We start from the raw sequence: 23,669 nt of genomic DNA, 5'->3' as shown, positions 1-23,669 counted from the left end.
ACGCTATGTAGGAGGAAAAATCCAACACATTACCATTTCGGTACACCCATAGTATCGGCATACGGATGGGTAGGCAGTCATGTCTGGCTGATTGGGTCCATGGGGCTTGCAGGCAATTGCGGTCGACGAGTGGTCTGTGGGTCGACGTCGGGATGATTCGCATGTGTTGCCGTCGACCCATAGTCATGCTCAGAAAGCCTGAACGGAAGTGAAGCGCAGGGTGTTTCCTGGCATGCCATCCATGGGGACCCAGACGACCAGGTCCTGAGTCGTCACCGGTTCTCGCAGGGTGACCTGGGTGGTTCCCGAGGCATCGAAGCTGAAGTCGGCCAGCGGCTGTCCTTGGTTGGGCTGAGCCGCCGTGGAATTCGCATAGATCTGGGCATGGCCACCGCTCTGAGGCGCGACGATGGTCAGGCGAGAGACCTCTTCCGGCTGAGTCAGATGCATATACCACCCATAGCCCTGCAGGCCGGCGGGTTTGTTGAGGAAGAGCTGGCGGCTAATCGGATAGGCCGTGGTGTTCTTGGGCTTGGGCGGATCGGGAACCTTGCCCGCCTTTTTGTCAGCGTGGCTGACCTTGTCTTTCCTAGCATTAGTGCCGGCCTGGGCCTGGTCATCGCCGTTGTCGTTGCTTGAGGGGGTTGCTTCTTCACTCTCATTGGTCTTGCCTGGGAAGGGCACGTTGGACATGACCGGCCAGCCGCCCTCACTTTTGCCGACTTTGGATCGGGACCCGGTAATGGTCGAGAGGGCCCAGACCAGTGCCACCACAACGATTACCGCCGCTATGGCAATAACCACTGAGCGAGTCGTGAAGCGGCCGAACAGGCGAGTGTTAGCCATATCGGCCTCATCGTCCAGATCATTATCCTGCTCATCGTCGGGAAGAACCGAGTAAGTCACCGGAACGGGCATGGAGTGGATTTCAGGCGTGAAGCTGGGGGGCAGCGGCTCCATAACTGTGGTTTCCTGCTCCTCTTCATCGAAATCGTGGTTCTTAAAGGACCGGTTCGCTTGGCTGGGCGCTTTGCTAGGTGCCTTGGTATTGTCAGCAGCGGCGGAAGGGGAGTGTGCATTCCGGGCTGCAGATTCTCCTGCGACAATAGGCTCGGCAGCCGCAGCTCCTGCTTGGCGCGCACGCGAATCGACGTTGCCCTGTGGGGCGCTCAGGTTGGAGGTTGGCTTGGCTTGGCTGTTGCCGGACTTATGGAAGTCCCACTGGGAGAAGCCTCGCTCCACGGGATTGTCGGCAGTCACGCCGTTGCCGCTGAGAGCCTCGGAGGGTTTACGCTGATCACTTTTGACGGTCGGCACCCGTCCGGTTACAGCTTTGGACTCTTCCTCATTCATGGCTGAGGGTCTGGCTGTCGTCGCCCTGAGTGCGCTCACATCCATTGCTGCGGTCTTGCGGGAGGAGCTGTTCAGCGAGCGCAGCCGCTGGCGCTCGTCAAAGAGCGAGAAGAGGTCGGTATCCGTATCCTCTGGATTGAGCATTTCAATCTCGCTGCGACCGGGAAAGAGCAGTTGGTTGGTCTTCCAGTGCGGCTCATGGTGAGATACGGTCTGCGCGGCAGGCAAGGCCGAGGAGGTCAGCCCTGCGGGAAGCGGGAGTACATTCTTGGGATCCACCGGGCGCAGGGCCACGGCTTCGATGGAGGCACGGCCGTCCATCTCAGGCCAAATCAGATCGCTGTCGGTCAGCTCCTCTGGCGGGACCCAGGGGCTGAGCAGGGCCGAGAGCTCTGCCAATGTGACCAGCGGAACCGGCACGGCTCCCTGCTCATTAGCCAGGCCCAGCCCACGCATGCAGATGATTTTGAACTCTTCCGGGGTCTGCTTGGGCAGCTCCTGCAGACTAGGCTGTCGTCCGTCCTGATTGGCCCGTCTGGTCAGCATGGCATAGAGCACGCCGGCCAGCTCGTGTATGGCATACTCCTCGTCCGTCAGTCCCATCTCAGTCGAGACCGATGGGTACTCGAGCATGGGCGATATAGGTGCATCGGCCAGGGTGATCGAGGCTGGTGCCAGCCTGATGGTGCTCGTGGAGACCGCATAGTCGACCATGCCGGCGGCATGCAGGGTGCGCATGGCCTCGGTGACCTCTCCCATGATGGTGCCGATGGCCCGGTCACTGAGCGTTCCCCCAGCGGGTCCGTGCATGTAGTCCCTCAGGGACATGCCGGCATCGGGGGCGGTGACGATCAGGGAGACCTTGTCACGAGTGTGCAGCTGGTAGACCGGGGTGAAGCGGCGGTCCTTGTTCAGCGCCAGGCTGGAAGCGTTGACGTTGATCCGGTCCATGCAGGTGGAATCCCCGGCGATAAAGAGCTGGCAGTCCCTGTCCAGGACCTTGTCCTTGGCCCGCCAGGCGCTCAGACCGTTCGCGCGGCGGAGCAGGGTGACCAGGGTATATCTGCCGAGGATGGTGTCTCCGATATGCGCGTTCATGGTTGCCGAGCTCTCATCAGAAGTGGGGCGCCGCCTGTAGTCGGCGACACCGTGGTGGACCTTACTGTTCCTAGGTACAATCCTAACGGGTTGCTGGGTCGGAGGGGCCGGTGGGGGTCCGGCTATCGCGGATTCTCCATCAGCGTCGGACTCATGGGCCTCTTCGAAGTTCTCCAGTGCTGCGTCCATGCCGGGCAGAGCGGAGTCAGGGGAGGAGGAGTGCACCACCCTGACCGAGCGGTCGGCCAGCCGGGAGGGTCGTCCCTGCAGAGCGTCCATGCTGCGGACGGGGTGCCGGGTTGCCCTGCCCAGTCGACGGGCCAGGTCGATCAGGAGTTGGGTGAATTCCTCAGTGCGCAGGGCTACCAGGGTCACGACATAGATGACCGCCGTCAGCAGGGTGATGACCACGCAGATGAAGAGTGCCTGCACCCAGCTCATGTGGCCCTGTCGGCCCTGAATCCAGGCGCCGACCAGGTGGGTCACCGGGGTCTTGACTGTCAGGGCGGCTGCCAGGGCCAATCCCGCAGCCAGGAAAGCCTTGGCGTAAGTGGTCAGAATCCGCCGCCCGTCCAGATTCCCCTGGAAGGGGCTGCGCAGCATGTGAGTCAGGGCAGGGAAGCTGAGGATGCTGCTCAGGGACAGGCTCAGACCTACCAGCGCTGCCCAGTAGCGGGGAGGGAACAAGCGTATGGATATCAGAACCAGTGCTACCTGGATGGTGTTGGAGACGGCTGCGAAGATGAAAGGATGCCGCCCATCCTCAAAGGCGTAGAAGGTGCGCTGAATGAGCAGGAAGGCGCTTGAGGGGACCAGCCCCAGGGACAGGGTTATCAGCGGTCCTGAGATAAGGACAGATTCATGGACGCTTACCGAGGGCAGCAGGGCTCGTGTGATGGGCACTGGAATTGCCAACAGGACTGCGGCGAAGAAGAACATGACCAGTCCGACGTTGCGCAGGGCTTGGCTCAGATCATTGCGGGCATCCCCGATGCGACCGTCCGAAACCGCTTTGGACAGCTTGGGAAAGAGGGCCGTGCTGACCGAGACGGCTACCAGGGAATAGGGCAGGATGAAGATGGTGTAGGCGTTCTGATAGGAGCCGTTGCCAGCGATGTCGAACGGGTTGCCTTCAAGGGGCGCGCCGTTGTTGATGCGGGCATTGACCACGTTGGCCAGCTGGTCGACGATGACCACGCACATGCTCCATGCCGCTACCGACCCCATGGATCGCAGGCCTATTCCACGCAGACCCCAGCGAGGGCGATAGCGGAAGCCGCTCATGATCAGGGGGATGAAGAGGACCAGTGCCTGGAAGGCCACGCCCAGGGTCCAGGCTCCAGCGGTCAAGGCCACCTTACCGTCGTCCCAGAAGCCGACCGGCTGATTGCGGGCGTTGCCGAACAGGAGGATGAAGACCAGGAAGCCCAGGCAGCTGATAACGTTGGCACCCACCGAGCTCCAGGCGTATGCAGTGAACCGGCCCTTGGCGGCCAGGATCTGACCCAGGACCGTGTAGAGCCCATAGAAGAACACTTGCGGCATGCACCAGAGGGTGAAGGAGTTGGCTAGGGCACGCTGGGCCGGGTTCCACTTGGAGTTCAGATAGATGGTGGTCAGCACCGGGGTGCCCAGCATCAGCAGCAGGGTCAACAGGGCCAGGAGGACCATGGCGACCGTGATCAGCTTGTTCAGCCGGTCTGCTGCGTCCCGCTCCTTGAGGGTGCGTACGATCTGCGGGACCAGTACGGCGTTGAAGATGCCGCCCGAGATCAGGGTGAACATGACCTGAGGAATCATGGCGCCGGTCTGGTAGGCGTCGGCCGCGATTCCGGTGGTGCCTATGGCGGCTGCCAGCAGGATGGTGCGGATCTGCCCGGTCACACGGGAGGCCGCGGTGCCCGTGGCCATGATGGCGGAATTGCGCCCTACGGAACTCATTCGTCCGGGTCCTTCGTACGGTGGAACTGCCGCCAGAGCCCCAGGAGTCCCAGAAGCACGGCGATGACAATAATGATCAGGCCGCTCATGTCGCTCAGTCGTAGATTGCTGGTGATCTGAGCCCGGCGAACCTGGCCGAAGGGTCTGCCTTGGCGGTCCAGTAGGCCGATATCCACATTGGCTCTGCCGGCTGCTGCCACCCTGACCTTGAAAGTCACCTGGGCTTCTGATCGGGCGGGAATGACTGCCTCCGCCATACGCGAGGTGACGATCTCCATGGAGTCGGTTCGGGCGCTGATGCGGGCGTGGACAGGGTAGGGGTGACTGTTGCTGACGGTCACGGGCATGGAAGCCGTCTCACTGACGACGTTCAGAGATTCGCTGGGCGTGATGCTGACACCATCAAGGAGTCGGTGGGATATGGCCTCGGCCTGATCGGCCAAACCAGCGGCGGCTGCGGTTCCGCCCAGTGACTTCAGGGCCAGGTCGTCGTGGGCGGCGGTCAGCTGGCTCAGCCACTGATGCGGATCCTTGGGCTGGCGGGCGGTGGTGTCGGCATCCTGGCGGGCCAGGGCCTGGCTGTCGGTCTTGCCTGCCGTGGCGCTGGCGGTGGGTTGGGAATCCTGCTTGCCGTCAGCCAGGATAGTGGTGGCGAATCGGTCGATCTCAGACCGGCTGGCGATCAGGGAGTCCAAGGTGCCCGTCGAGCCATCGCCATGTTTGGCGCTGCCCTTGGTGTTGCCGAGTTCCAGAGCCTTGAGCAGACCCGACGATCCGCCGGTGAAGTCGGGCGCCTGCATCAGGTCGTCCATGGACTTCAGGCTGATCCATGGGGCATGCTCCAATTCGGTCATGATCCGGTCCGCCTGCTGGGTGTCTTCATCGGTATCGAAACAGACCAGAAGGGAACGTTCGGCGTAGGGCTGCTCCATCTGATAGAAGGCGCTCTGGGCTATGAAGCGGGCCGTCTGCCCGGCTTGGGTCTGCTCCCCGGTGGCACGCGTGGAGCTGGGGTGGCCCCTGGCCAGGTTGCTGAGCTCGCGCTGGGCCGATAGGACGGTTACCTTTCCGGCTTTGGTTTCGATGGTGTACTTGCCCGTGTGGGCGGAGGTGCCGGCATCGACCTCGAAGCCCTGGGGGGCGATGACCGTCTGATAGCCGGCACGGCGAGCGGCGGTGATGGACTCCACGGTCCACTCCTGTCTGCCCTGCCAGGCGTATGTGTCAGGCGCGCTGTCGGCATAGAGTTTGGCCGAAGTCTTGGCGCTCCAGGATCCGGGGGTGACTCCAGCCTGGGCATAACGATCCTGATTCTGGGAGGCATACCCAGTGATGTCGAAGTCGGCCGGCTGAATTAGTCCCTGGATCTGGGGACGATTGGCGAAGGCGGACAGATAGACCGGATCGCCCAGGGCCTGCAGGGACCCATGCTTGGTCAGCAACTGGCTCTGATCCCCCTGGCGGCGGGCCCCTTGACGGGTCAGTGTCACGCTGCGGTTTTTATCGTCGCCCGGACTTGACTGAGTCATCAGCGCCGTCATGGCCTTGTCGTCAATGTTCCAGTCCGAGGAGGTCAGCGGCATGACCATGGTCAGGGCTAGGGCGGGTGTACCTGCGGTAGGCAGGCCATCCCAGGTCCGGGTCAGAAAGGTAAACACATCGCCTAGGACCTGGTCCCGATCGTCGCTCAGGGAGAGCCGGACAGGTTTGGGCCCCCAGCTGGTCATCTTCTTGATCGCATCTTGATCAGCCGGCACGTTGACTGCAACCTCGACGCTCTGCCCTGCCGGGATTGTCGGTACGGTCTGCGTACCCAGCACGTCCGGGGTGGGGATGCGAGCGTGGCCTTCGGACCAGGCCTGCATATCGGCCCGGGAGCTAAAGGAGTACAGGGCGTTTGTGGATACGCTCAGATGGGCATTCTCCATGGGCTGGTTGGCGGTGTTGGTCACCGCAGCGCGCAGAGTGTAGCCGGACTTGTCGGTCACCACTGGCGTCGACCAGCGCAGGGCCACCTCAGCAGAGCTCTGATGATTGGTGGCAGCCAAGGCTGGTGCTGGATGCCAAGGAGCCATCACCAGGGTCAGTAGAAGGACGATCGTTAGCAGGATTCGAGCCCACCGGGTCCACCGATTGAAGGCATGAGTGTGCTGGCTGGTGCGCCCGCTCGGGCGCAGGGGGGTCTGGATCATGGCTGTTTTTTGTACTTCCTCGCGTAGAGCCAGGCTATTTTACGCTCATTGGGGTAACTGAGCACCGAGGTCAGGTCGGAGAAGTCCACCCAGATGGCATCTTCGGCCTCATGATCGGGGTCGCCTTCCACGCTTAGGGAGCCGCCGATCATTCGCAGGACGAAATGATGGACCAACTTGTGGACCCGCTGGTTGGTTCCGGTGAACCAGTAGTCGATGGTGGCGATGGAATCGGTCACCCGGCCCAGTATCCCAGTCTCTTCGTGAACCTCGCGCACCGCCGTCTGCTCGGGTGTTTCCCCCTTCTCGATATGGCCCTTGGGCAGGCACCATTCCAGGTGGCCCGAGCGGGAGTGCCGGGCGATGATGGCCACCCGGTCATGCCGGTCGAAGATCAGTCCACCCGCCGAATACTCGCGCACCACGGGCAGTTCCTGGGCATCCAGGGAGGCAAAGGTCGAAGGTCCTGATGCCTGCTTATGCCGGGGCATGAGGGCAGGCGTGGGAGCGTCATCCTCTGCCTGTATGTGCTCACGGACCTGCGGATCCAGACGTTCGCTTACGGTTTCCACAAGATGGTCCCGCCTCTGTTGGCCGCGGGCATGGGTGTCCGCAGAGTTGGCGCTATGTGCAAGCATGCGCGCCATGTCTGCGGGCGTAATCATACTCCAACTTTACGTAAGGTAATGTGCAGGTGGGGTAACGGTATGCTAGTAGGCGCATCAACTCCGTAGGAAAGGGTGAGCGTGGATTTCCAAGTCTGGCCGGAGGCCATTGAGCTCGGGCGCCTCTTCGCCGAGCAGGGATATGAACTGGCGTTGGTAGGGGGTCCTGTACGCGATCTGCTCCTGCGTCGGCCCTCCCACGACCTGGACTTTTGCACCTCGGCCCGACCCGAGCAGTTCGAGCCCATTCTGCGTCACTGGGGGTCGGGCTTTTGGGACATGGGGCGTAAATTCGGCACCCTGGGCGCGCTGCGGCGGCGTCCTGACGGCACCGAGGTCAAGGTGGAGGTGACCACCTACCGGCGAGACACCTACGATCCCGATTCCCGCAAGCCCGAGGTGGACTATGGGGACAGCCTCGAGGGGGATCTTTCACGGCGCGACTTCACCGTCAATGCCATGGCCCTGCGGGTGCCCGACCTGGTCTTTGTAGACCCTTACCGGGGGGCCAACGACCTGGCCAAGCAGGTGCTGCGGACCCCGGTGGATCCCCGCCAGTCTTTCGACGACGATCCCTTGCGGATGATGCGGGCCGTGCGGTTCGTAGCCCAGCTGGGATTCACCATCGCTCCGGAGACCGCAGAGGCCATCACCCGCATGACCGATCGAATCAGCATCGTCTCGGCCGAGCGGATTCGCGATGAGCTGACCAAGCTCATGCTGGCCGAACACCCCGTCCAGGGCATCGAGGCCCTGGTGCAGTCCGGCTTGGCTGACATCGTTCTGCCCGAGGTGCCGGCTCTGCAGCTGGAGATAGACGAGCATCACCGGCACAAGGACGTCTTCGAGCACACCCTGATGGTGGTGGACCGGGCCATCGCCCTGGAGACCGGACCTGACGGACCTGTGCCCGCCCCGGATCTGACCCTGCGCCTGGCTGCCCTGCTGCACGACATCGGCAAGCCCGCCACCAGACGCTTTGAGCCCGGTGGCAAGGTCAGTTTTCATCATCATGATGCTGTCGGAGCCCGGTTGGCCCGTAAGCGCCTGAAAGCCCTGCGCTTCGACCACCACCTGATCGCCGACGTCTGCGACCTGATCTCCATGCACCTGCGCTTCCATGGCTATGTGGACGAGCGGTGGACCGATGCGGCCGTCCGCCGTTATGCCCGGGAGACCGGTCCGCTTTATGAGCGGCTCAATCGCCTGACCAGGGCCGATGCCACCACCCGAAACAAGCGCAAGGCCCAGGTCTTCTCCTCCGCTATGGACGAGCTGGAGGACAGGGTGGCTCAATTGCGCCAGCAGGAGGATCTGGATGCCATCCGGCCCGACTTGGATGGACGACAGATCATGCAGATTCTGGGCCTCAAGCCCGGACCGCAGGTGGGACGTGCTTACCGGCACATGCTGGACTACCGCCTGGATCAGGGCTCTGTCGACCGGCAAACGGCCGAGCAGGAGCTGCGGGACTGGTGGCAAAGCCAGGGCTAGGGCTAGGTCAGGCCTGGCTCTAGTCCTAGCTGAGCATCCCTGGTCTGCATTCTGGGGGGTTCGGATGCCCTTTGGTTCTGGCTTTCGGGGTTGGAGGGTGCGATGGCGGTCCCGCCTATGGGCCCGGGCTATTGCTTACTCGTGTGAAGTGTTCATGCTGTCTGTCTCGTGCGGGCCTGCTTTTGGCGGCTTTTGGCGGCTGTGGCAGCTCCTGCGGTGAGTAGTCCTGTGGCGAGCAGGAGGAGCATGCCGTCGCCTCCGGTGAGGGGCAGGCTGGCGATGGACAGGTACCGATAGGTGTTACCCTTGTCGGTTTCCTGCTGTTTACCGTCCTGGGTCCAGTCGATGGCCACGGGCGCCAGCCCCGGCGTGTATGGGGGAGTGGTCACCTTCCAGGTGCCGTCGGGGCTGGGCTTGAGATCCTTGCCTGCGGCGAGGCACGTGCCCTGCTCCTGATTCTGGCCGAAGCATACGCTGGTGGTCTGCGGTTTTCCGGGGAAACCGACCGGGCCCGGCCGGCCGGACGGCCAGGCGTTGGAGGGGTCGCGCCCCAGCTGGCCGTTGCTGTTGCTTCCCCAGGTGTAGAGCTGGCCGTCGGAGCCGATGGCTGCGGAATGATACCATCCCAGGCTGGCTTGTTTCCAGGTGAACCCGTCGGGCGCTCCTTGGGGCTTGCCCGCCAAGGTTGGCGTGTGCCGGTCGGTGGTGGTGCCGTCGCCCAGCTCGCCGTATTTGTTCCATCCCCAGACGTACAGGTTCCCATCGGATCCGAAAGCTGCAGAATCCCCGTCGCCTAGGCTGGCTTGTGTCCAGGTGAATCCTTCTGGTGCTCGTTTGGGCTTGTTGACCAGGATTGGCCTGTTCTGGTTGGTGATGGTGTCGTTGCCCAGCTGGCCGTCGTCGTTTCTTCCCCAGGTGTACAGGTTGCCGTCGGAGCCGATTGCCGCGGAATGGTTGTAGCCCAGTCTGATCTGGCTGAATCTGATGCCTCGCTGTGCGGGCGGAGTCAGGTTCACCTCGGTGCCGCCGGTCTCGGGCCCGTGGTTCGGGCTGATGGACCAGCGCTGCGTGTCCTCCCTGGTCCAGTGGGCGGTCAGGCTGGTGTCATGGGTGACTGGCTGGCTGAAGTCGTAGGCGACGTCACTTTGGAACCAGCCGTCGAACAGGCAGCCTTCGGCCCTCGGGTCCGGGTAGGGGCGTTCCGCCTGCCCGTCCTGGGTGACGGACTGGCTGGGGGGCATGCCCGTGGGGGCGGGGCAGGAATCGTTTTTGGAAGTGAAGCCGACTTGATATTCGGGGGCGATGTACGTGTATTGCAGGTGGTCGTCCGGCTGGGACCCGTTCCGGCTCCAACCGACTGTCACGTCCACGCCCCCCGGCTCATGCTTGGGCGTGGATGCCTGCCAGGTGCCGTCTTGGTTGGCCGTAATCCCTGTGGCCTTGGCCTGGCCGAACAGGACGCTGGTGGGTGCGGCGGCGCCGGGGAAGTTGACCAGGGTGGGCGTGTTCCGGTTGGTGGTGGTGCCGTTGCCCAGCTGGCCGTTGCCGTTGACTCCCCAGGTGTACAGGTTGCCGTCGGAGCCGAACGCCGCGGAATGGTCCCAGCCTATGCTGGCTTGTTTCCAAATGAATTTTTCTGGTGTGCCTTCGGGCTTTTTGACTTGGACTGGCCTGGACCGGTTGGTGTTGGTGCCGTCGCCCAGCTCGCCGGCACCGTTATCTCCCCATGTGTAGAGGTTGCCGTCCGAGCTGATGGCTGCGGAATGAAGGCCGCCCATGCTGAGCTGGCTGAATCTGATGCTGCGTTGCGCTGGCGGGGTAAGGGTGACCTTGGCGCCCCCGGCTATGGGCCCTTGGCTGGGGCTGATGGCCCAATGGCCGTCTCCCTTGGTCCAGTGGGCGGTGAGGGTGGTGCTGCCGGTGACGGGCTGGGTGAAGTCGTAGGCGACGTCACCTTGGAACCAGCCGTCGAACAGGTATCCGTTCCTGGCGGGGTCGGGGCTGGGCCGACTGGCCTGGCCCCCGTCGGGGATGGTCTGCCTGTCGACGCTGCCGCCGCCTGCCGTGTCGAAGCTGACCGTCCAGGCTGCGGAAGACCGGTCCTGGACGCCGGCAGCATCGCCGGCAGTGTCGCGCGTGGGTGAGGCAGGCGTCGGAGTCGTGTGGCTCAGGGGCGAGGACGTTGGCAGGGGGAAAGACGGCGATGCGGCCTGCGGGCTATCATCCCCGTAGGGGTTCTTCAGACCCCCTCCCCCCTGCTGTTTGTCCAGGGTGGTGGGCGTGGCTGCTCCGGATGGGCTGCTGGTGCTCCCGGCCAAAGCGGGTGTGCAGGACAGGGCTAGGAGAAAGGCCAGGGCGGCGGCTGCCATGCCCGAATGCTGACGCATGATGAGTTGACTCCCCTCTTCGCAGAGCCTGCTACAGCATCCCCCCGGACATCACACTCAAACTGTACTAAGAAGCTGTATTAAGAAACTGTACCAAGCGCGCAAATACCCACGACCCAAGGGTGGTGTACTCCCTACTTTAGCACGCGCGCAAACGCCTGCGGTTGAGGGTTCTGCGACAGCCGGGTCCGCAATCCTGGGAGAGATGCCAGGCCGGCAACATTCTTGCAGCGTTAGGCCTTGGGAGCCTTGGGCAGGTTCTTCATGGAGGAGGGGTCGGCCTGGCAGCCCTTGATGGCTTCGATCTTGCGGCCCACGACAGAGGTGCTGTCCTCGTCGTTCAGATCGTTAAAGGTGGCCCCGACGACGACGTCGATCAGATCGTCGCCGCGGTCGTCCATGATCAGCACGGCATCGTTGAATTGGGATCCCACTGTGTAGCCACGGTCAATGGCCGAGGCCCCGAAGCGTATCTCGGTGCGTGCAGTCTCGGTCTTGCCTGGATAGTCCGCCACATCCTGCATGTTGAATCCCCGATTGCGCAGGGCCGAGGCCAGGGCAGTGGCCAGACCGGTCTTGTTGGTTCCGTTGAGCACCCGCACGCGGATGTCGGGGTGGTTGACCAGCTTGGACTTGTCAGGCGGGCAGGGCACGGCGACCCCATAGTTGGGCTTGGAGATGCTGGTGTGTTTGGCGTTATGCCCGATGGACCCGAAGATGATCAGACTGCATATGACCAGGATGGCCACTAGGGCGCTGACGACTATGGTGAAGACCATCTTCTGCCGCCGTCGTACGAACTGCCTGCGGGCCTCGCGTTCGTCCAGTGGTTCGGGATTCGTCATGTTGCCTACTCTACTGTCCATGGGTGACTCGCAGTGGGACCATCCTGGGCATGACTGGCGAGTCAGCCTCGATGATCCTGTCCACGGCATTTTGCTCCCGCCAGAGCCTTATCAGTGCGATTGCCTGCTCGGGTCGAGGGGCCATGACCACAACAGAGGGGCCTGATCCAGAGACGAAAGCCGGCCCGATGCCTGCCCGTCGGGCAAGGTCCAGAGCTTGGCGTGAGCGCGGGTGCAGGGTGCAGGCGGTCTCCTGCAGGTCGTTCAGATCGTGGGAGCCGGGTCCGATCAGATCGAAGGCCTTGTAGACCTGGGCTGTGCTCAGTTGGCTCTCGTAGGCCCCGATCAGGAGGTGTCCGGTCAGCCCAGCTCGGGACAGCCGCTGGGCCTGCGAGCCATCAGGATCCAGGGGTTCCAGAATCTGGCCGAAACCTGTGCCTCTGCTGAGCCCTCCATGCAGGCAGAAGGGCAGATCCGCGCCCAGACTGGCGGCGATTCGATCCAGGTCGGCGGCAGCTATCCTTAAATTCCAAAGCCGGTTCAGGCCCAGCATGGTTCCGGCAGCATCCGCTGATCCGCCGGCCAGGCCGGCGCCCACCGGTATCCGTTTGACGATGTGGATGGCCACATCAGGCTCGTGCCCGGTGGCCTGGGCCATGGCCAGGAGGGCTTTGACGGCTAGGTTGGCGTGTGGATCGGCATCCCGGCGGTTCAGGTCGCCAAGGTGCTCACCCTCCAAGCTCAGGCGGAAGCCGCTGCCAGGTTCTGTCGGGCGCAGTTCCACCCGGTCCCAGATCCCCACGGCGCTGTATATGGTGTCCAGGCGGTGTCGTCCTCCAAGGTCGGTTCGGGTAGGGCCAACGCGAAGTCTCAGATTGATTTTGGCGGGACAGCAGAGGCCCACGCCGTCCCTTCCGGCTGCCGGGCTCACGCGGTCACCTCACGGCGGGCTTGCTCCAGGGCTACGAACTCCTCGATGGTCATGGTTTCCCCCCGGCGTGCAGGGTCAATGCCTGCTGCCTGGAAGGCTTCGGTGGTCACCAGACCCTTCAGGGCGGCGTGCAGGGTTTTGCGGCGTTGTCCAAAGGCGGCATCGATCAGGGCGAAGACTTCGGTCCTCGTCCCCTCGTCCCCTCGTCCGCGTCCATCCTTGTCCCGGGTGAAGGAAACCAGGGCCGAGTCCACGTTGGGGGCTGGCCAGAAGACATGGCGCCCGATTCTGCCCGCTTGGGCGGCATGCCCGTACCAGGCCAGCTTCAGACTGGGAGCGCCGTAGACCTTGGAGCCCGGGGCTGCCGTCAGCCGGTCCGCCACCTCCTTCTGGACCATGACTAAAAACCGGCTCAGATTGGCGAACCGGACCAGGAGAGTCAGAATGATCGGAGTGGCAACGTTATATGGCAGGTTGGCCACCATGGCCAGGTCGGTGGCCGTGCCCGCGTCGCCTGCCAGCTGAGGGGTCAAGGTCAGGGCATCACGGTTGATTACGGTCAGCCGGTCCAGGCTCTCCGGCATGCGCTCGCGGACGGTTTGCGGAAGCTGCTGGGCCAGGACTGGATCGATCTCGTCGGCGGTCACCAGGCAGCCAGCCTCCAGCAGCCCAAGAGTCAGGGATCCCAGACCAGGACCCACCTCCAGAACGGATTGGTCGGACTCCACTCTCGCCAAACGCACGATTCTGCGGACAGTTCCTGGATCGATGACGAAGTTCTGCCCCAATCGCTTGGTGGGGTGGATATCGATCTGGTCGGCGATGCGTCGGATGTCGGCGGCACCCAGGAGGCGGTCGCTTTCGGGTTTAGTGTTCATGTCGGTTCGTTGCTCGGCGGGTGTGGTTGGGGATTAGTACGAATTATGCTGTTTTTGGTATTGCAAGGCCGTACTAGGATTCCCGTACTGCTGCGCAATGTAGTAGAGGCCCCAATCGATCTGGACAGCGGCATCGTCATGCCAGTTGGCTCCAAATAGCGCCATCTTGGAGCCGGGGTAAGCCTGGGGAATGCCGTAGGCGCCTGAATCTTTATTTTCGGCATACCAGAGCCATCCTGATTCCCTGTTCCACAGTTCCACTAGAGCCGTGAACTCCGAACCCGTCCATCCGCGCTGGGCGGCAGCACCACCGGCATAGGTCTGGGCTAAGTCCACGCTGGCGTGCCAAAGACCATTTGGAGATGGGTTCGGTGCTGGAGACGGGGCTGGTTTGTCCTCGGGCTTGCTTGGGGTGGTCGGTTTATCCGGCTTGCTTGGTTGTGCCGGCTGCGTGGTCTGCGGCGGCTTGGTCTGTGCTGGCGTAGGGGCCGGTGCTGTTGACGATTGCGAATCCTGGCTGGGCGAGGGGCTCGGAGAGGGGGTCTTCTGCGTCTGTTGGGAGTCCTTGCCTGCGTTGCCCTTGGACTGCTGCCCGCTGTTCTGGCCCTCCTGTGGCTTGTCGGGACCGACGGCCACCACCTGATCCACTGGCATGGCTACGGTCTCCTCCTTTACCACCTGCTCCGATTCGACCTGTCCATCCACGTAGGTGACCTGGATGGTCTGCAGGCGTTGACCGGCTACGCCCGCCTGCCGTACCTGGGTTTGACCGGGCGCCAGGCTCGGGTCGACCACGGTCCTCGTGGCGAAGGGGAGGGGAACCGTCCTTTGGGTGTTTCCGTGGGTGACCCGTTGGACACGCAGCACAGTGGTGCCTTGGTCATGCTCTACGCTGACCCGGTCCTCTTTGCCCAGCACGATACCTTTGGAGTCCAGGATGGAGGCGGCTGGAAGCTTTCCGTCAGGGGCCACGGAGGTCTTCCCGTCAGCCACGACCGTGACCGGCCCGGCCTGATTGATGACCAGACCGCCGGTCAGCTGGTTGTAGACGTTGCCCACATCCACGGTGACCTTCATGGCCTGCTTGCGGTTCTCCTCAAAGAATCCCAGCAGCTGGTCCATGCTTGTTGCCGTGGTCCAGAAGGGCACCCGCTGCCCCTGAATGACGATGGTGGTCTGATAGGCGGAGCGCACAGTGACCGCCGCATGGTTGCGCAGCTGGCCTCCGGAGGTGGAATCGACCAGGTCGTGGGTCTTGACCTTAATCCCCTGCTGGCGTAGCAGGCCGTCCACGCTGTAGGCATAAGTGGTCACCATTCTGGTCTGTCCGTTGACGCTCAACGCCACGCTCTTGCGTGCAGTAATGCCGAAGGTCAGAATCATGGCCAGAACGACCAGAAGGGCGCAAGAGGCCACGCGGATCCTTCTGAGCACGACGAAACGCCGCGGTGTCCAGCGTCTGGCCATGTGCTCGCCTCCCCGTTTCTGCCTTGTCTGTACCCGGCAATTCTAGCGGTGCGGGCATGGAGCGAGGCCGCACAATTCGCAAGGTCGGGCAAACATCCACATTTGTGGTAGACGGACGGCAATAAAAAAGCCGACTTGGCCATCATCGGTCAGTCGGCTTTTCAAGACCCGGGTCCTGGTCGGCGGGTCAACGTCAAGAGGACGGGAATGAAGGGGAATGATCCCGTCCTCGAATACGAACGGAGATGGTTGGGGAAATGCTCCGTTCGTACTTCGGAGGACGAGCCTCCGAAATGACTTACTCGAGGGAAGTATTTGTAGTTATCCAGGCAATGTCCATTATTGTAGCCTGCCAAGAAGAAAAATGAATAGTTGGATTTAATAGTTCGTTCTTGGCGTAGAGCCTCCTGTCAGAGTCGAACTGACGACCTGCCGCTTACAAGGCGGCTGCTCTGGCCAACTGAGCTAAGGAGGCGGTCCCGGTGGTCCATTACAGCATTCCGGGCCGCGGTACGAAATGATATCGTACCATCACCATGCCCCCAAGGGGACGCTGGGCGCGAAATTTCTCTCGCCGCACCCGGTTCAGTCCAGTGAGCGCGGATGGCCGGAGGCGCCGATTGCGGGCATGGCGCCCTTGATGCCCACCTTGGACTGATCCAGGCCCAAAGCCTTGAGCAGGCCTGCGCGGTAGTCCAGGCCGGCCCGGGACAGGTTGCCCAGATCCCAGTAAGTGCCATTGATGCGGACCGTGGGCGTGGTCATCTGTCCCTTGTTGGACCCGGAGGGATTCCAGAGCTCCTTACGCATGGGGGTATAGGCGTCCATGGCCTTGATCCAGTCCCTGTAGTGGCCCTTGAGCGCCTGGTCGGCAACCTTGGGATCAACCCCGGCCTTGATGGCCTGCTGGCGGATCTTGTCGTTGCTGACGGGTTGGTAGTTGGATTCGTCCGGCTGGAAGTCCTTGGCGTAGAGATTGGCTATGAAGGGCAGCAGGTGGTCCGGATCGTGCTGGGCCACATAGATGGTGGCCGTGCCCGTCCTGGTCGAGTAGTTGTCCGTGGAGAGCCGGTCCATGAAGCTCATGGGGTAGATGACCAGGTTGATTTGCCCGGCATCCACCAGACCGGTCAAGGTGGAGTCCAGCCCGCGATGCAAGGCGCCGCAGCCCGGGCACATGAAGTCCATGTATATCTCCACGGTCGGTGCCTTGGCCACCGGCTTGCCCAGCCCCCGGGAGCTGATCAGGAAGCCACCCTGGTCATTCGCGGCCGAGGGTTTTTCCTTGACCTGGGCGACGGCTTGCCGGGCCTGCTCCAGGTCCTGGGTTTTGACCGGGCGATGGCTGCGCCAGTAGAAGAATCCGCCCAGAGCGATCAGTGCGATGAGCACCACGGTGACAATGATGCCGATCATGGTCTGCTGGCGGCGTTCCTTGGCCTCCTGGAGCCGCCGAGCTTCTTCCTGGGCCTTGAGCGCGGCCTGATGGTTCTGCTTGCCCTTGGACATGACCTGGATCCTTTCCTTGGCATACTGAGCATAGTGTAGCCGCCAGGGGTGAAGCGCGACCTTAGGCGCGCAGGAGGTGGATGGGTGCCCAGTCCATGGAGGGCTGGGTGATCAGCCCGGCCAGGAGGACGGCAATAATCAGCAACCAGAGCAGGAGCAGGACCCACCTGCGGAGGGGGCTGTCCGGCGTCTCGGGTTCCTGACGGCCCATGGGGATGCGGCCTGCCGCCAGACGCAGGACCGTGTTGCCGTTGCTCGCTTTGGAGGCTGAACGGTCCTGTTTCGGCAGGGTCGTCAACAGCCAGCCGGCCAGCGTCGCCAGGGCCATGGCCAGTCCGCCGGCGGACAGTGGTCTGGCCGCTGGCAGGGGGAAGATCAGCAGGTGCCCGCCCAGGGTCAGACTCGTATGAACGGTGGTGAGGGCGCCTACCCAGGTCAGCGGCAGAGCGGCCAAGGATTGGACAAGGATTATGCCCAGCAGGCGGAGCAGGCAGGCCGCCAGGCCCCTGAGCAAGTGCCAGGGAAGGGCGGCCGCGTTCAACAGACGGTCGGTGCCCCGCCGAGGGCCCTCGCGGCGCAGTTCCCGTTCTATTTGGGCCTTGATGCTCCATCCTGCAGTGCTCAGGGCCCAGAGGAGGATTCCGGCGGCGACCAGTGCCGAGACCGGGGCCAGAGCTGTCAGCAGGGCGGGGAGGATTCCCAGCATGACCAGGCAGGGGGTTCCTGCCTTCAGGTAGCGCAGGCGCCGCATCTGAGCTGGAGGCTGGTCTCCCAGCCAGTGGGCATTCGCCTCATTGCGGTATCCGCTGGGCAGGGGCTGTGCTGGCGGTAGCGGATCCTGAACGGTGGTGGCTTGAAGATCTTGTCGGTCGGCTAATGGTTGTTGGTCCTGCCATGCCTGTGTCTGCTCCTCGGCTGTGGGAAGGGGATTCAACAGGCTGGTGGGCTGTTCCGTGTCGGGTAGGAGGGTCGTCTGTTCATCGGCTTCTTCCTCAGTCGGAGGTCGTGACCAAGCCGTGCGCGGACTGTCTGGATCAGCCTGAGCGATCGGCGGCATGGGCATGGTGGCTGGCTCCACGACCATGGTGGGCGAGTCGGCCTGTCCCTCAGACTCCGAAGAGCCGCCGCCAAAAGGGCGCATCGTCTTCTGACTGTTCTTGCTGGATGCCTGATCGTCTTGTTCCCCTTGCCAGGCCTGCGGATCCATGGCATCCCGACCGATGGCCTCCAGAAGTTCCTCAGGCGTGCAACGTGCCCCCCTGTCGGGGGAGAGGGCCGAGCGCAGGGCTCTCATGGTGCCGATAGGCAGCCCGGACAGATCAGCATTGCCCGAAGCCTCCCGCTCCAGGACCGCCATCATCGGTTTGTCACCGAAGACCGCTCGTCCGGTGGCTGCATAGGCCAGAACGGCTGCCGTGCTCCACCAGTCGGTTTCTTGATCGGCCTCGGCTCCGTCAATGATCTCCGGGGCGATGAAGCCAGGGGTCCCCATGACCAGCCCGGTCCGGGTCACATGGCTCTGCCCCTGGCCCATAGCGATGCCGAAGTCCACCAGTACCGGCCCCGAGACCGAGATCATGACATTGGTGGGCTTGATGTCCCGGTGGACGATGCCCGCTTGGTGGACGGCTGCGACGGCATCGGTCAGCTTCCGTGCCAGCCGCTCCAGATCGTCACCCTGATAGGGGCCGTTGACGGCCACGTCGTCGCGAAGGTTGCGCCCCTCGATCAGTTCGGTCACGATAAAGGCCAGGGCATCATCAAGTTCCATATCCACGATCCGGCAGACGCCTGGATGGCGAATCCGTTGCAGGGCCAGAGCCTCGCGCCGCAGGCGCTCGCGGGCCGAGGCGCGGTCGCGTTCGTCAGGGCTGTCTGACGGGACTTGATCCTCCTCCAGGGATTCCCGCAGGATCTTCATGGCGTAGTCCTGGCCCCCGCCATCACGTGCGCGCCAGACGGACCCCATGGCACCGCCGCCCAGGGGCTCGATCAGGGTGTAGCCCCCTACCAGCCGTCCCGGCCTCAGGTCCAAACCCTCAAGATCGCTCATATCTCCATTGTGCCCCGACTGGTTGAAAAGCACCTGATTGCGACCTCTGCTGTTTCGCCCCGTCCGAGATTGCCTCAGATGGCTCGACTGCCGACGGCATAATGAGCAAACAGGCGTTGATACAATATTCTCGGCGGGAAAATATACAAAACAACAGAAAGAAGGGGCTTCCATGGAAGCTTCGCGCTTTGAAAAGGGATCCGAGGCCTTGGCCGCTATTGACGGCAAGGGAGGTCAGGCTGTCATCGACTCCCTTCAGGATATAGCGCCGGACCTTGGCCGTTGGATTGTCGAATTCGCCTTTGGTGACATATACACCAGGAAAGGACTCGATCTTCAGCAGCGTGAGCTGGTCACTATAGGCAGTCTGGTGACGCAGGGTGACACGGTTCCACAGCTGACTGTCCACATACAGGGAGCCCTGAATGTGGGGCTGAGCAAGGCGGCCGTGGTCGAAGCCATACTCCAATGTGCTCCCTACGTGGGATTCCCAAGGGTCATCAACGCAATCAACGTGGCCAGGACGGTCTTCGAGCGCGGCTCTGAGGATTCCGACAAGCCCAAGGATTGAGTCTCGGCAAGGGTTTCCACGTCGAATTCAGACCTTGGTGTATAGTGGGCACTGGCTCAAGGGAGAGTTTCTCTTAACCACAAAATAGAAAACCGTCGCATGGCCATGCCGATGTCGGTGTTGACCCCGGGACGGAAACCACAGTGAAAATCAACCCTTCACTACGGATCGTTCGGCACGTACCTGCCGATGAAAGGATGAACAATGGCAGAAGTGGTATTCGACCACGTCACTCGTATCTACCCGGGCAACGATGAGCCCTCGGTCAGTGACCTCAGTCTGGACATCAGAGACGGTGAATTCCTTGTTCTGGTTGGGCCTTCCGGCTGCGGAAAGTCCACGACCCTGCGCATGCTGGCCGGCCTGGAGGAGGTCAACAAGGGACGCATCATGATCGGTGACAGAGACGTGACGACCATGCAGCCCAAGGACCGCGACATCGCCATGGTCTTCCAGAACTACGCACTTTACCCCCACATGACCGTGGCCGATAACATGGGCTTCGCCCTGAAGATTGCCGGCACCCCCAAGGACCAGATTCGCCAGCGGGTGGAGAAGGCCGCCGAGGTGTTGGATCTGACCGAGTACCTGGACCGCAAGCCCAAGGCTCTGTCAGGTGGTCAGCGTCAGCGTGTGGCCATGGGCCGCGCTATTGTGCGTCAGCCCAAGGTCTTCCTAATGGATGAGCCCCTGTCCAACCTGGACGCCAAGTTGCGTGTCCAGACCCGTACCCAGATCGCCGCCCTGCAACGTCAGCTCAACGTCACCACCCTGTACGTTACCCACGATCAGACCGAGGCTCTGACCATGGGCGACAGGATCGCCGTCATCAAGCTGGGTGTCCTGCAGCAGGTGGGCGCGCCTACCGAGCTCTATGATCGGCCCGAGAATGTCTTCGTGGCCGGCTTCATCGGCTCGCCTTCCATGAATATCAACATCCACCCCGTGGTCAACGGCCAGGCCAAGATCGGTGAGGACACCATCAGCCTGCCGCGCGAGGCCGTCGACAAGCTGACCCCCGAGGATCAGGGCAAGATCGTCGTCGGCTTCCGTCCCGAGAATGCCGGTCTGGCCAGTCCCTCCGAACCGGATGCCTTCTCCCTGAAGGTAGCCAACGTGGAGGATCTGGGCTCCGACGGCTACATCTACGGCAATATTCTGACCGACAACAGCGTGGCTGAGCAGGCCATCGTCATGTCTGACCAGAACAAGCTGACCACCATCCGTGTCAACCCGCGCGACCTGCCCAAGGTGGGTGACGTGGTCAAGATCCACATCGATCCTGAAAAGATGCACCTCTTCTCCCCGGCCAGTGAGCTGCGGCTGAACTGAGCATTCCTGTGACCCTGTGGTTCGGCCACGGTTTCCCGCCGACCCACAGGGCCCGTATCGATCATTGATATCATCTCCTTTCCTTGTTAACCGGGTGACCAGGAGCCCCGCGCGGCGCATCCGTGCGGGGCTTTTCCCGTATAGGATGGGCGGCGATGGGATGGATGAAGCATGACTAGCGTGAACATCAACCGGGCGACGGCCTCCTCTCTGGACCCTCGTGCCCTGAAAGCCACTTCGATAAAGACCACGGCCGATCCCTCCTCTGAGCAGGAGCCGACTGCCCTGCACATCACGGCCACCAGCTCCAACCCCAGGATGTTTACCCTGCCCTGGGAGCGGCCGCTGGCCACCTGGCCCCGGGATCTGCTGGCCAACCTGCCCAGAGGCATCTCCCGGCATGTGGTGCGTTTTGTCCACGTGGGCGACGATGTCTACGCCATGAAGGAGATCACCCAGCGGGTGGCCGAGCGTGAGTACGAACTTCTGCGCAAGCTGAAAAAACTGGAGCTGCCCACGGTCAATCCCATCGCCGTGGTCACCGGTCGGCACACCCGCGAGGGCGAGCCTCTTGAGGCCATGCTGGTCACCCAGCACCTGAAGTTCTCACTGCCCTACCGTGCCCTATTCGCCCGCAATCTGCGCCCGGACACGGCCGAGCGTCTGATCGATGCGCTGGCGGTCCTTCTGGTGAGGCTCCATCTGGCCGGTTTTTACTGGGGCGACGTTTCCCTGTCCAACGTGCTCTTCCTGCGTGATGCCGATGCCTTCTCGGCCTTCCTGGTCGATGCCGAGACCGGCGATCTGCATCCCAGCCTGACCGACGGCCAGCGCGAGTACGACATTGATCTGGCCAGGACCAACATCATCGGCGAGCTCATGGATCTGGATTCCGGCAACCTGCTGGCCGGCGAGGTGGACGAGGTCGGCGTAGGCAACCGGCTGGTGGACCGCTATCACTCACTCTGGAGCGCCCTGACGGACGTGGACAGCTTCGACCCGGATGAGATGTGGAAGATCGAGCGCCGCGTCAACCGGCTCAACGATCTGGGCTTCGACGTGGACGAGCTGGAGATGAAGACCGAGGAGGACGGCAACCGGGTGCTGGTGCGGCCCAGGGTGGTCGATGCCGGCTACGCTTCTCGCAAGCTGCTGCGGCTGACCGGTCTGGACGTGCAGGAGAACCAGGCCCGGCGGCTGCTCAACGATTTGGATGCCTATCGTGCCTCCACCTGGCGTCAGGGCGAGGACTTGGAGATCGTGGCCACCGACTGGATGCGCGAGGTCTTCGAGCCTACTGTGCGCATGATCCCGCCGGAATATCGTTCGCAGATCGAACCGGCCCAGTTCTTCCATGAGGTGCTGACCCACCGCTGGCTGATGGCCGAGAAGGCCGGCCACGATGTGCCCATGGCCGAGGCCGTGCAGAGCTATATCAGCGAGTCCCTGCCCGAGTACCGGCTGGATTCCGAGGACATGAAGACCATTAACGAAGAGGCCGATGCCGGGGTGGTCGACGACGAGATGAATTGGCAGGGCGGCCATGCCCAGGCCGGTCAAGGTGAGCAAGCCGGCCGCGATCGGACCGACAAGGATGCGAATGGCCGTGAAGTGGAAGGCCAAGACGCAGCTGACAGTGAGGTGCCTGACCAAACCAATGCTGGAGGCCAGACCCGAGCAGGCATCCAGACGGACCGTGACCGGGCTGTCGAGAAGGTGTCGTCACAGCCGGCATTTGAGGACGCGAATGGCGGCCGACGCTCGCTGAGATCGGTCTACGCCCCTGGCAGCCTGGATGCGGCTGCCGACCAGGACGATCAGGACGATGCAGTCTGGGCTTCCAGCTGATTATTTGATCTGTGCGGCAAGGGTCTGCTGCATGCTGGCTGCTGCGCGCAAGCTGTTGCCGCTTGGCCTGTCCGTCTTCAGATCGCCGGTGCCTGCCTGGGGCTATTTCGCTTGGCTGGCGGACCGTCGGCGTGCCATGGCTACGGCGTAGAGGCTGATGCCGGCTGCAACCGAGGCGTTCAGGGATTCCACCGAGCTGGAAATGGGGATGGAGGCCAGGGCATCACAGTTCTCGCGGACCAGGCGGCTCAGCCCCTTGCCCTCGGAGCCCAGGACCACCACCAGCGGATCGGTCTCGAAGCCTGTCTCGCCTACTGTGGTGGTGCCTGCGCCGTCCAGGCCAACCGCGTAGTAGCCGCGCTCCTTGAGCCCTTGGATGGCCTTGGTCAGATTGACCACGCGGGCCACGGGCAGATGGGCGGCGGCTCCGGCGGACACCTTCCAGGCCGCAGCTGTGACCGAGGCGCTGCGTCGCTCAGGCAGAACTACACCAGAGGCCCCGAAGGCCGCTGCTGAACGGATTACGGCCCCGAGATTCTGCGGGTCAGTGACCCCATCCAGGGCGATGAACAGCGGACGGGCGGCAACCTTGGTCGCCTGATCGGCTCCTTCCAGGGCAGCCGCGTGCTTCTCGGCCCTGTCGACCAGGCTCTGCAGGGAGGCGTACTGGTAGGGCTGCACCTTGAGGACTACGCCCTGGTGGTTGCTGGACCGGGCGATGCGGTTCATCTCCAGACGGTCGGCTTCCAGCAGGTTGAGTCCCTCCTGTCCGGCCAGCCGTACGATTTCTCTGGTCCTGTCGTCGTGTTCCATCCGGGCGGCCAGATAGAGCTGGCTGGCTGGGACTCCTACACGCAGGGCTTCCAGGACTGCATTGCGGCCGATGACCAGATCATCGGAATCGGAGGTGAATCGGTCGGCCCGGCGGCGGGCTGCCAGACGTGGATCGGCCGCCTGCCTGCGCTGGGCCGCCTGTCGAGCCTTGTAGGCCTTGTGGTAGACGCGATCCTCAGCTTTGGGGGTAGGTCCCCGGCCGCGCAGTTTGTTGCGGTGCTTGCCGCCCGAACCCTTGGTCGGGCCTTTCTTGTTAGCCATGTCTTCAGTG

At 62.8% G+C, this 23,669-nt stretch carries 14 protein-coding genes, 1 tRNA gene and 1 pseudogene; 4 read left to right on the top strand and 12 right to left on the bottom strand.

Features of this window, described 5'->3' with window-relative positions; genetic code table 11:
- Positions 1-189 precede the first annotated feature (189 nt).
- The 3 genes from H3V09_RS06840 to H3V09_RS06830 are packed head-to-tail and all read right to left on the bottom strand — an operon-like array spanning position 190 to position 7,222.
- Positions 190-4,392 carry a murein biosynthesis integral membrane protein MurJ gene (locus H3V09_RS06840; RefSeq protein ID WP_232339443.1) on the bottom strand — a complete coding sequence of 1,401 codons (4,203 nt, stop codon included), beginning with the start codon at positions 4,390-4,392 and terminating at the stop codon, positions 190-192.
- Positions 4,389-6,584: a DUF6049 family protein gene (locus tag H3V09_RS06835; RefSeq protein ID WP_198191167.1), complete on the bottom strand. Its 2,196-nt coding sequence runs from the start codon at positions 6,582-6,584 to the stop codon at positions 4,389-4,391. The genes H3V09_RS06840 and H3V09_RS06835 overlap by 4 nt, the downstream gene beginning before the upstream one ends.
- Entirely contained in the window at positions 6,581-7,222 is a 642-nt protein-coding gene (locus tag H3V09_RS06830; RefSeq protein WP_415873503.1) for an NUDIX hydrolase, read from the bottom strand. The genes H3V09_RS06835 and H3V09_RS06830 overlap by 4 nt, the downstream gene beginning before the upstream one ends.
- A gap of 108 nt (positions 7,223-7,330) precedes the next feature.
- Here H3V09_RS06830 and H3V09_RS06825 point away from each other — a divergent pair, with 108 nt between their 5' ends.
- The gene (locus H3V09_RS06825; protein ID WP_198191430.1) at positions 7,331-8,743 is read left to right on the top strand and encodes a CCA tRNA nucleotidyltransferase; all 1,413 of its coding nucleotides are present in this window, start codon (positions 7,331-7,333) and stop codon (positions 8,741-8,743) included.
- 152 nt (positions 8,744-8,895) lie between these two features.
- Here H3V09_RS06825 and H3V09_RS06820 read toward each other — a convergent pair whose 3' ends face one another.
- From H3V09_RS06820 to H3V09_RS06785, 8 genes are all read right to left on the bottom strand, one after another.
- Positions 8,896-11,130: an InlB B-repeat-containing protein gene (locus H3V09_RS06820; RefSeq protein ID WP_198191169.1), complete on the bottom strand. Its 2,235-nt coding sequence runs from the start codon at positions 11,128-11,130 to the stop codon at positions 8,896-8,898.
- Between the two features lie 233 nt (positions 11,131-11,363).
- Positions 11,364-11,975, bottom strand: coding sequence for a LytR C-terminal domain-containing protein (locus H3V09_RS06815; protein WP_198191170.1), 612 nt, complete (start codon positions 11,973-11,975; stop codon positions 11,364-11,366).
- A gap of 10 nt (positions 11,976-11,985) precedes the next feature.
- Positions 11,986-12,906 (bottom strand): 4-(cytidine 5'-diphospho)-2-C-methyl-D-erythritol kinase, encoded by a 921-nt coding sequence (locus H3V09_RS06810; protein WP_198191171.1) that lies wholly within the window; start codon positions 12,904-12,906, stop codon positions 11,986-11,988.
- Positions 12,903-13,784 (bottom strand): 16S rRNA (adenine(1518)-N(6)/adenine(1519)-N(6))-dimethyltransferase RsmA, encoded by an 882-nt coding sequence (rsmA, locus tag H3V09_RS06805; protein ID WP_121912791.1) that lies wholly within the window; start codon positions 13,782-13,784, stop codon positions 12,903-12,905. Before rsmA ends, H3V09_RS06810 begins: the two co-directional genes overlap by 4 nt.
- Before the next feature lie 33 nt (positions 13,785-13,817).
- Positions 13,818-15,251 (bottom strand): G5 domain-containing protein, encoded by a 1,434-nt coding sequence (locus H3V09_RS06800; RefSeq protein ID WP_198191172.1) that lies wholly within the window; start codon positions 15,249-15,251, stop codon positions 13,818-13,820.
- Positions 15,252-15,652: 401 nt separating this feature from the next.
- Positions 15,653-15,726: transfer RNA gene (locus tag H3V09_RS06795), tRNA-Thr, on the bottom strand.
- A 110-nt stretch (positions 15,727-15,836) separates the two neighbouring features.
- Positions 15,837-16,760, bottom strand: a complete 924-nt coding sequence (locus H3V09_RS06790; protein WP_198191173.1) for a DsbA family protein — start codon at positions 16,758-16,760, stop codon at positions 15,837-15,839.
- 61 nt (positions 16,761-16,821) lie between these two features.
- On the bottom strand, positions 16,822-18,813 hold the full coding sequence (locus H3V09_RS06785; protein WP_198191174.1) for a serine/threonine-protein kinase: 1,992 nt from the start codon (positions 18,811-18,813) through the stop codon (positions 16,822-16,824).
- A gap of 172 nt (positions 18,814-18,985) precedes the next feature.
- Between H3V09_RS06785 and H3V09_RS06780 the strand changes: the two genes are divergently transcribed.
- The 3 genes and pseudogenes from H3V09_RS06780 to H3V09_RS06770 all read left to right on the top strand — a co-directional run.
- Positions 18,986-19,384, top strand: a complete 399-nt coding sequence (locus H3V09_RS06780; RefSeq protein ID WP_198191175.1) for a carboxymuconolactone decarboxylase family protein — start codon at positions 18,986-18,988, stop codon at positions 19,382-19,384.
- 204 nt (positions 19,385-19,588) lie between these two features.
- The gene (locus tag H3V09_RS06775; RefSeq protein WP_046323554.1) at positions 19,589-20,716 is read left to right on the top strand and encodes an ABC transporter ATP-binding protein; all 1,128 of its coding nucleotides are present in this window, start codon (positions 19,589-19,591) and stop codon (positions 20,714-20,716) included.
- Between the two features lie 171 nt (positions 20,717-20,887).
- A pseudogene (locus tag H3V09_RS06770) lies at positions 20,888-22,249 on the top strand (DUF4032 domain-containing protein); the annotation flags it as partial.
- A 417-nt stretch (positions 22,250-22,666) separates the two neighbouring features.
- Here H3V09_RS06770 and rlmB read toward each other — a convergent pair.
- A complete protein-coding gene (rlmB, locus tag H3V09_RS06765) occupies positions 22,667-23,659 on the bottom strand; it encodes a 23S rRNA (guanosine(2251)-2'-O)-methyltransferase RlmB (protein WP_046323552.1) in 993 nt (330 codons plus the stop codon).
- Positions 23,660-23,669: the final 10 nt, after the last annotated feature.

It is taken from the genome of Bifidobacterium sp. M0399, assembly GCF_016100595.1.
Lineage (GTDB): Bacteria > Actinomycetota > Actinomycetes > Actinomycetales > Bifidobacteriaceae > Bombiscardovia > Bombiscardovia polysaccharolytica.
The sequence above is the reverse complement of the archived record's forward strand: the minus strand, read 5'-3'. Positions and strand labels throughout refer to the sequence as shown.

Bases quoted from the DNA above. Each gene is read 5' to 3' on its own strand.
- H3V09_RS06815 (WP_198191170.1), bottom strand. From the start codon at position 11,975: ATGACGAATCCCGAACCACTGGACGAACGCGAGGCCCGCAGGCAGTTC.
- H3V09_RS06785 (WP_198191174.1), bottom strand. From the start codon at position 18,813: ATGAGCGATCTTGAGGGTTTGGACCTGAGGCCGGGACGGCTGGTAGGG.
- H3V09_RS06820 (WP_198191169.1), bottom strand. From the start codon at position 11,130: ATGCGTCAGCATTCGGGCATGGCAGCCGCCGCCCTGGCCTTTCTCCTA.
- H3V09_RS06790 (WP_198191173.1), bottom strand. From the start codon at position 16,760: ATGTCCAAGGGCAAGCAGAACCATCAGGCCGCGCTCAAGGCCCAGGAA.
- H3V09_RS06840 (WP_232339443.1), bottom strand. From the start codon at position 4,392: ATGAGTTCCGTAGGGCGCAATTCCGCCATCATGGCCACGGGCACCGCG.
- H3V09_RS06830 (WP_415873503.1), bottom strand. From the start codon at position 7,222: ATGCTTGCACATAGCGCCAACTCTGCGGACACCCATGCCCGCGGCCAA.
- H3V09_RS06800 (WP_198191172.1), bottom strand. From the start codon at position 15,251: ATGGCCAGACGCTGGACACCGCGGCGTTTCGTCGTGCTCAGAAGGATC.
- H3V09_RS06775 (WP_046323554.1), top strand. From the start codon at position 19,589: ATGGCAGAAGTGGTATTCGACCACGTCACTCGTATCTACCCGGGCAAC.
- rsmA (WP_121912791.1), bottom strand. From the start codon at position 13,784: ATGAACACTAAACCCGAAAGCGACCGCCTCCTGGGTGCCGCCGACATC.
- H3V09_RS06780 (WP_198191175.1), top strand. From the start codon at position 18,986: ATGGAAGCTTCGCGCTTTGAAAAGGGATCCGAGGCCTTGGCCGCTATT.
- H3V09_RS06835 (WP_198191167.1), bottom strand. From the start codon at position 6,584: ATGATCCAGACCCCCCTGCGCCCGAGCGGGCGCACCAGCCAGCACACT.
- rlmB (WP_046323552.1), bottom strand. From the start codon at position 23,659: ATGGCTAACAAGAAAGGCCCGACCAAGGGTTCGGGCGGCAAGCACCGC.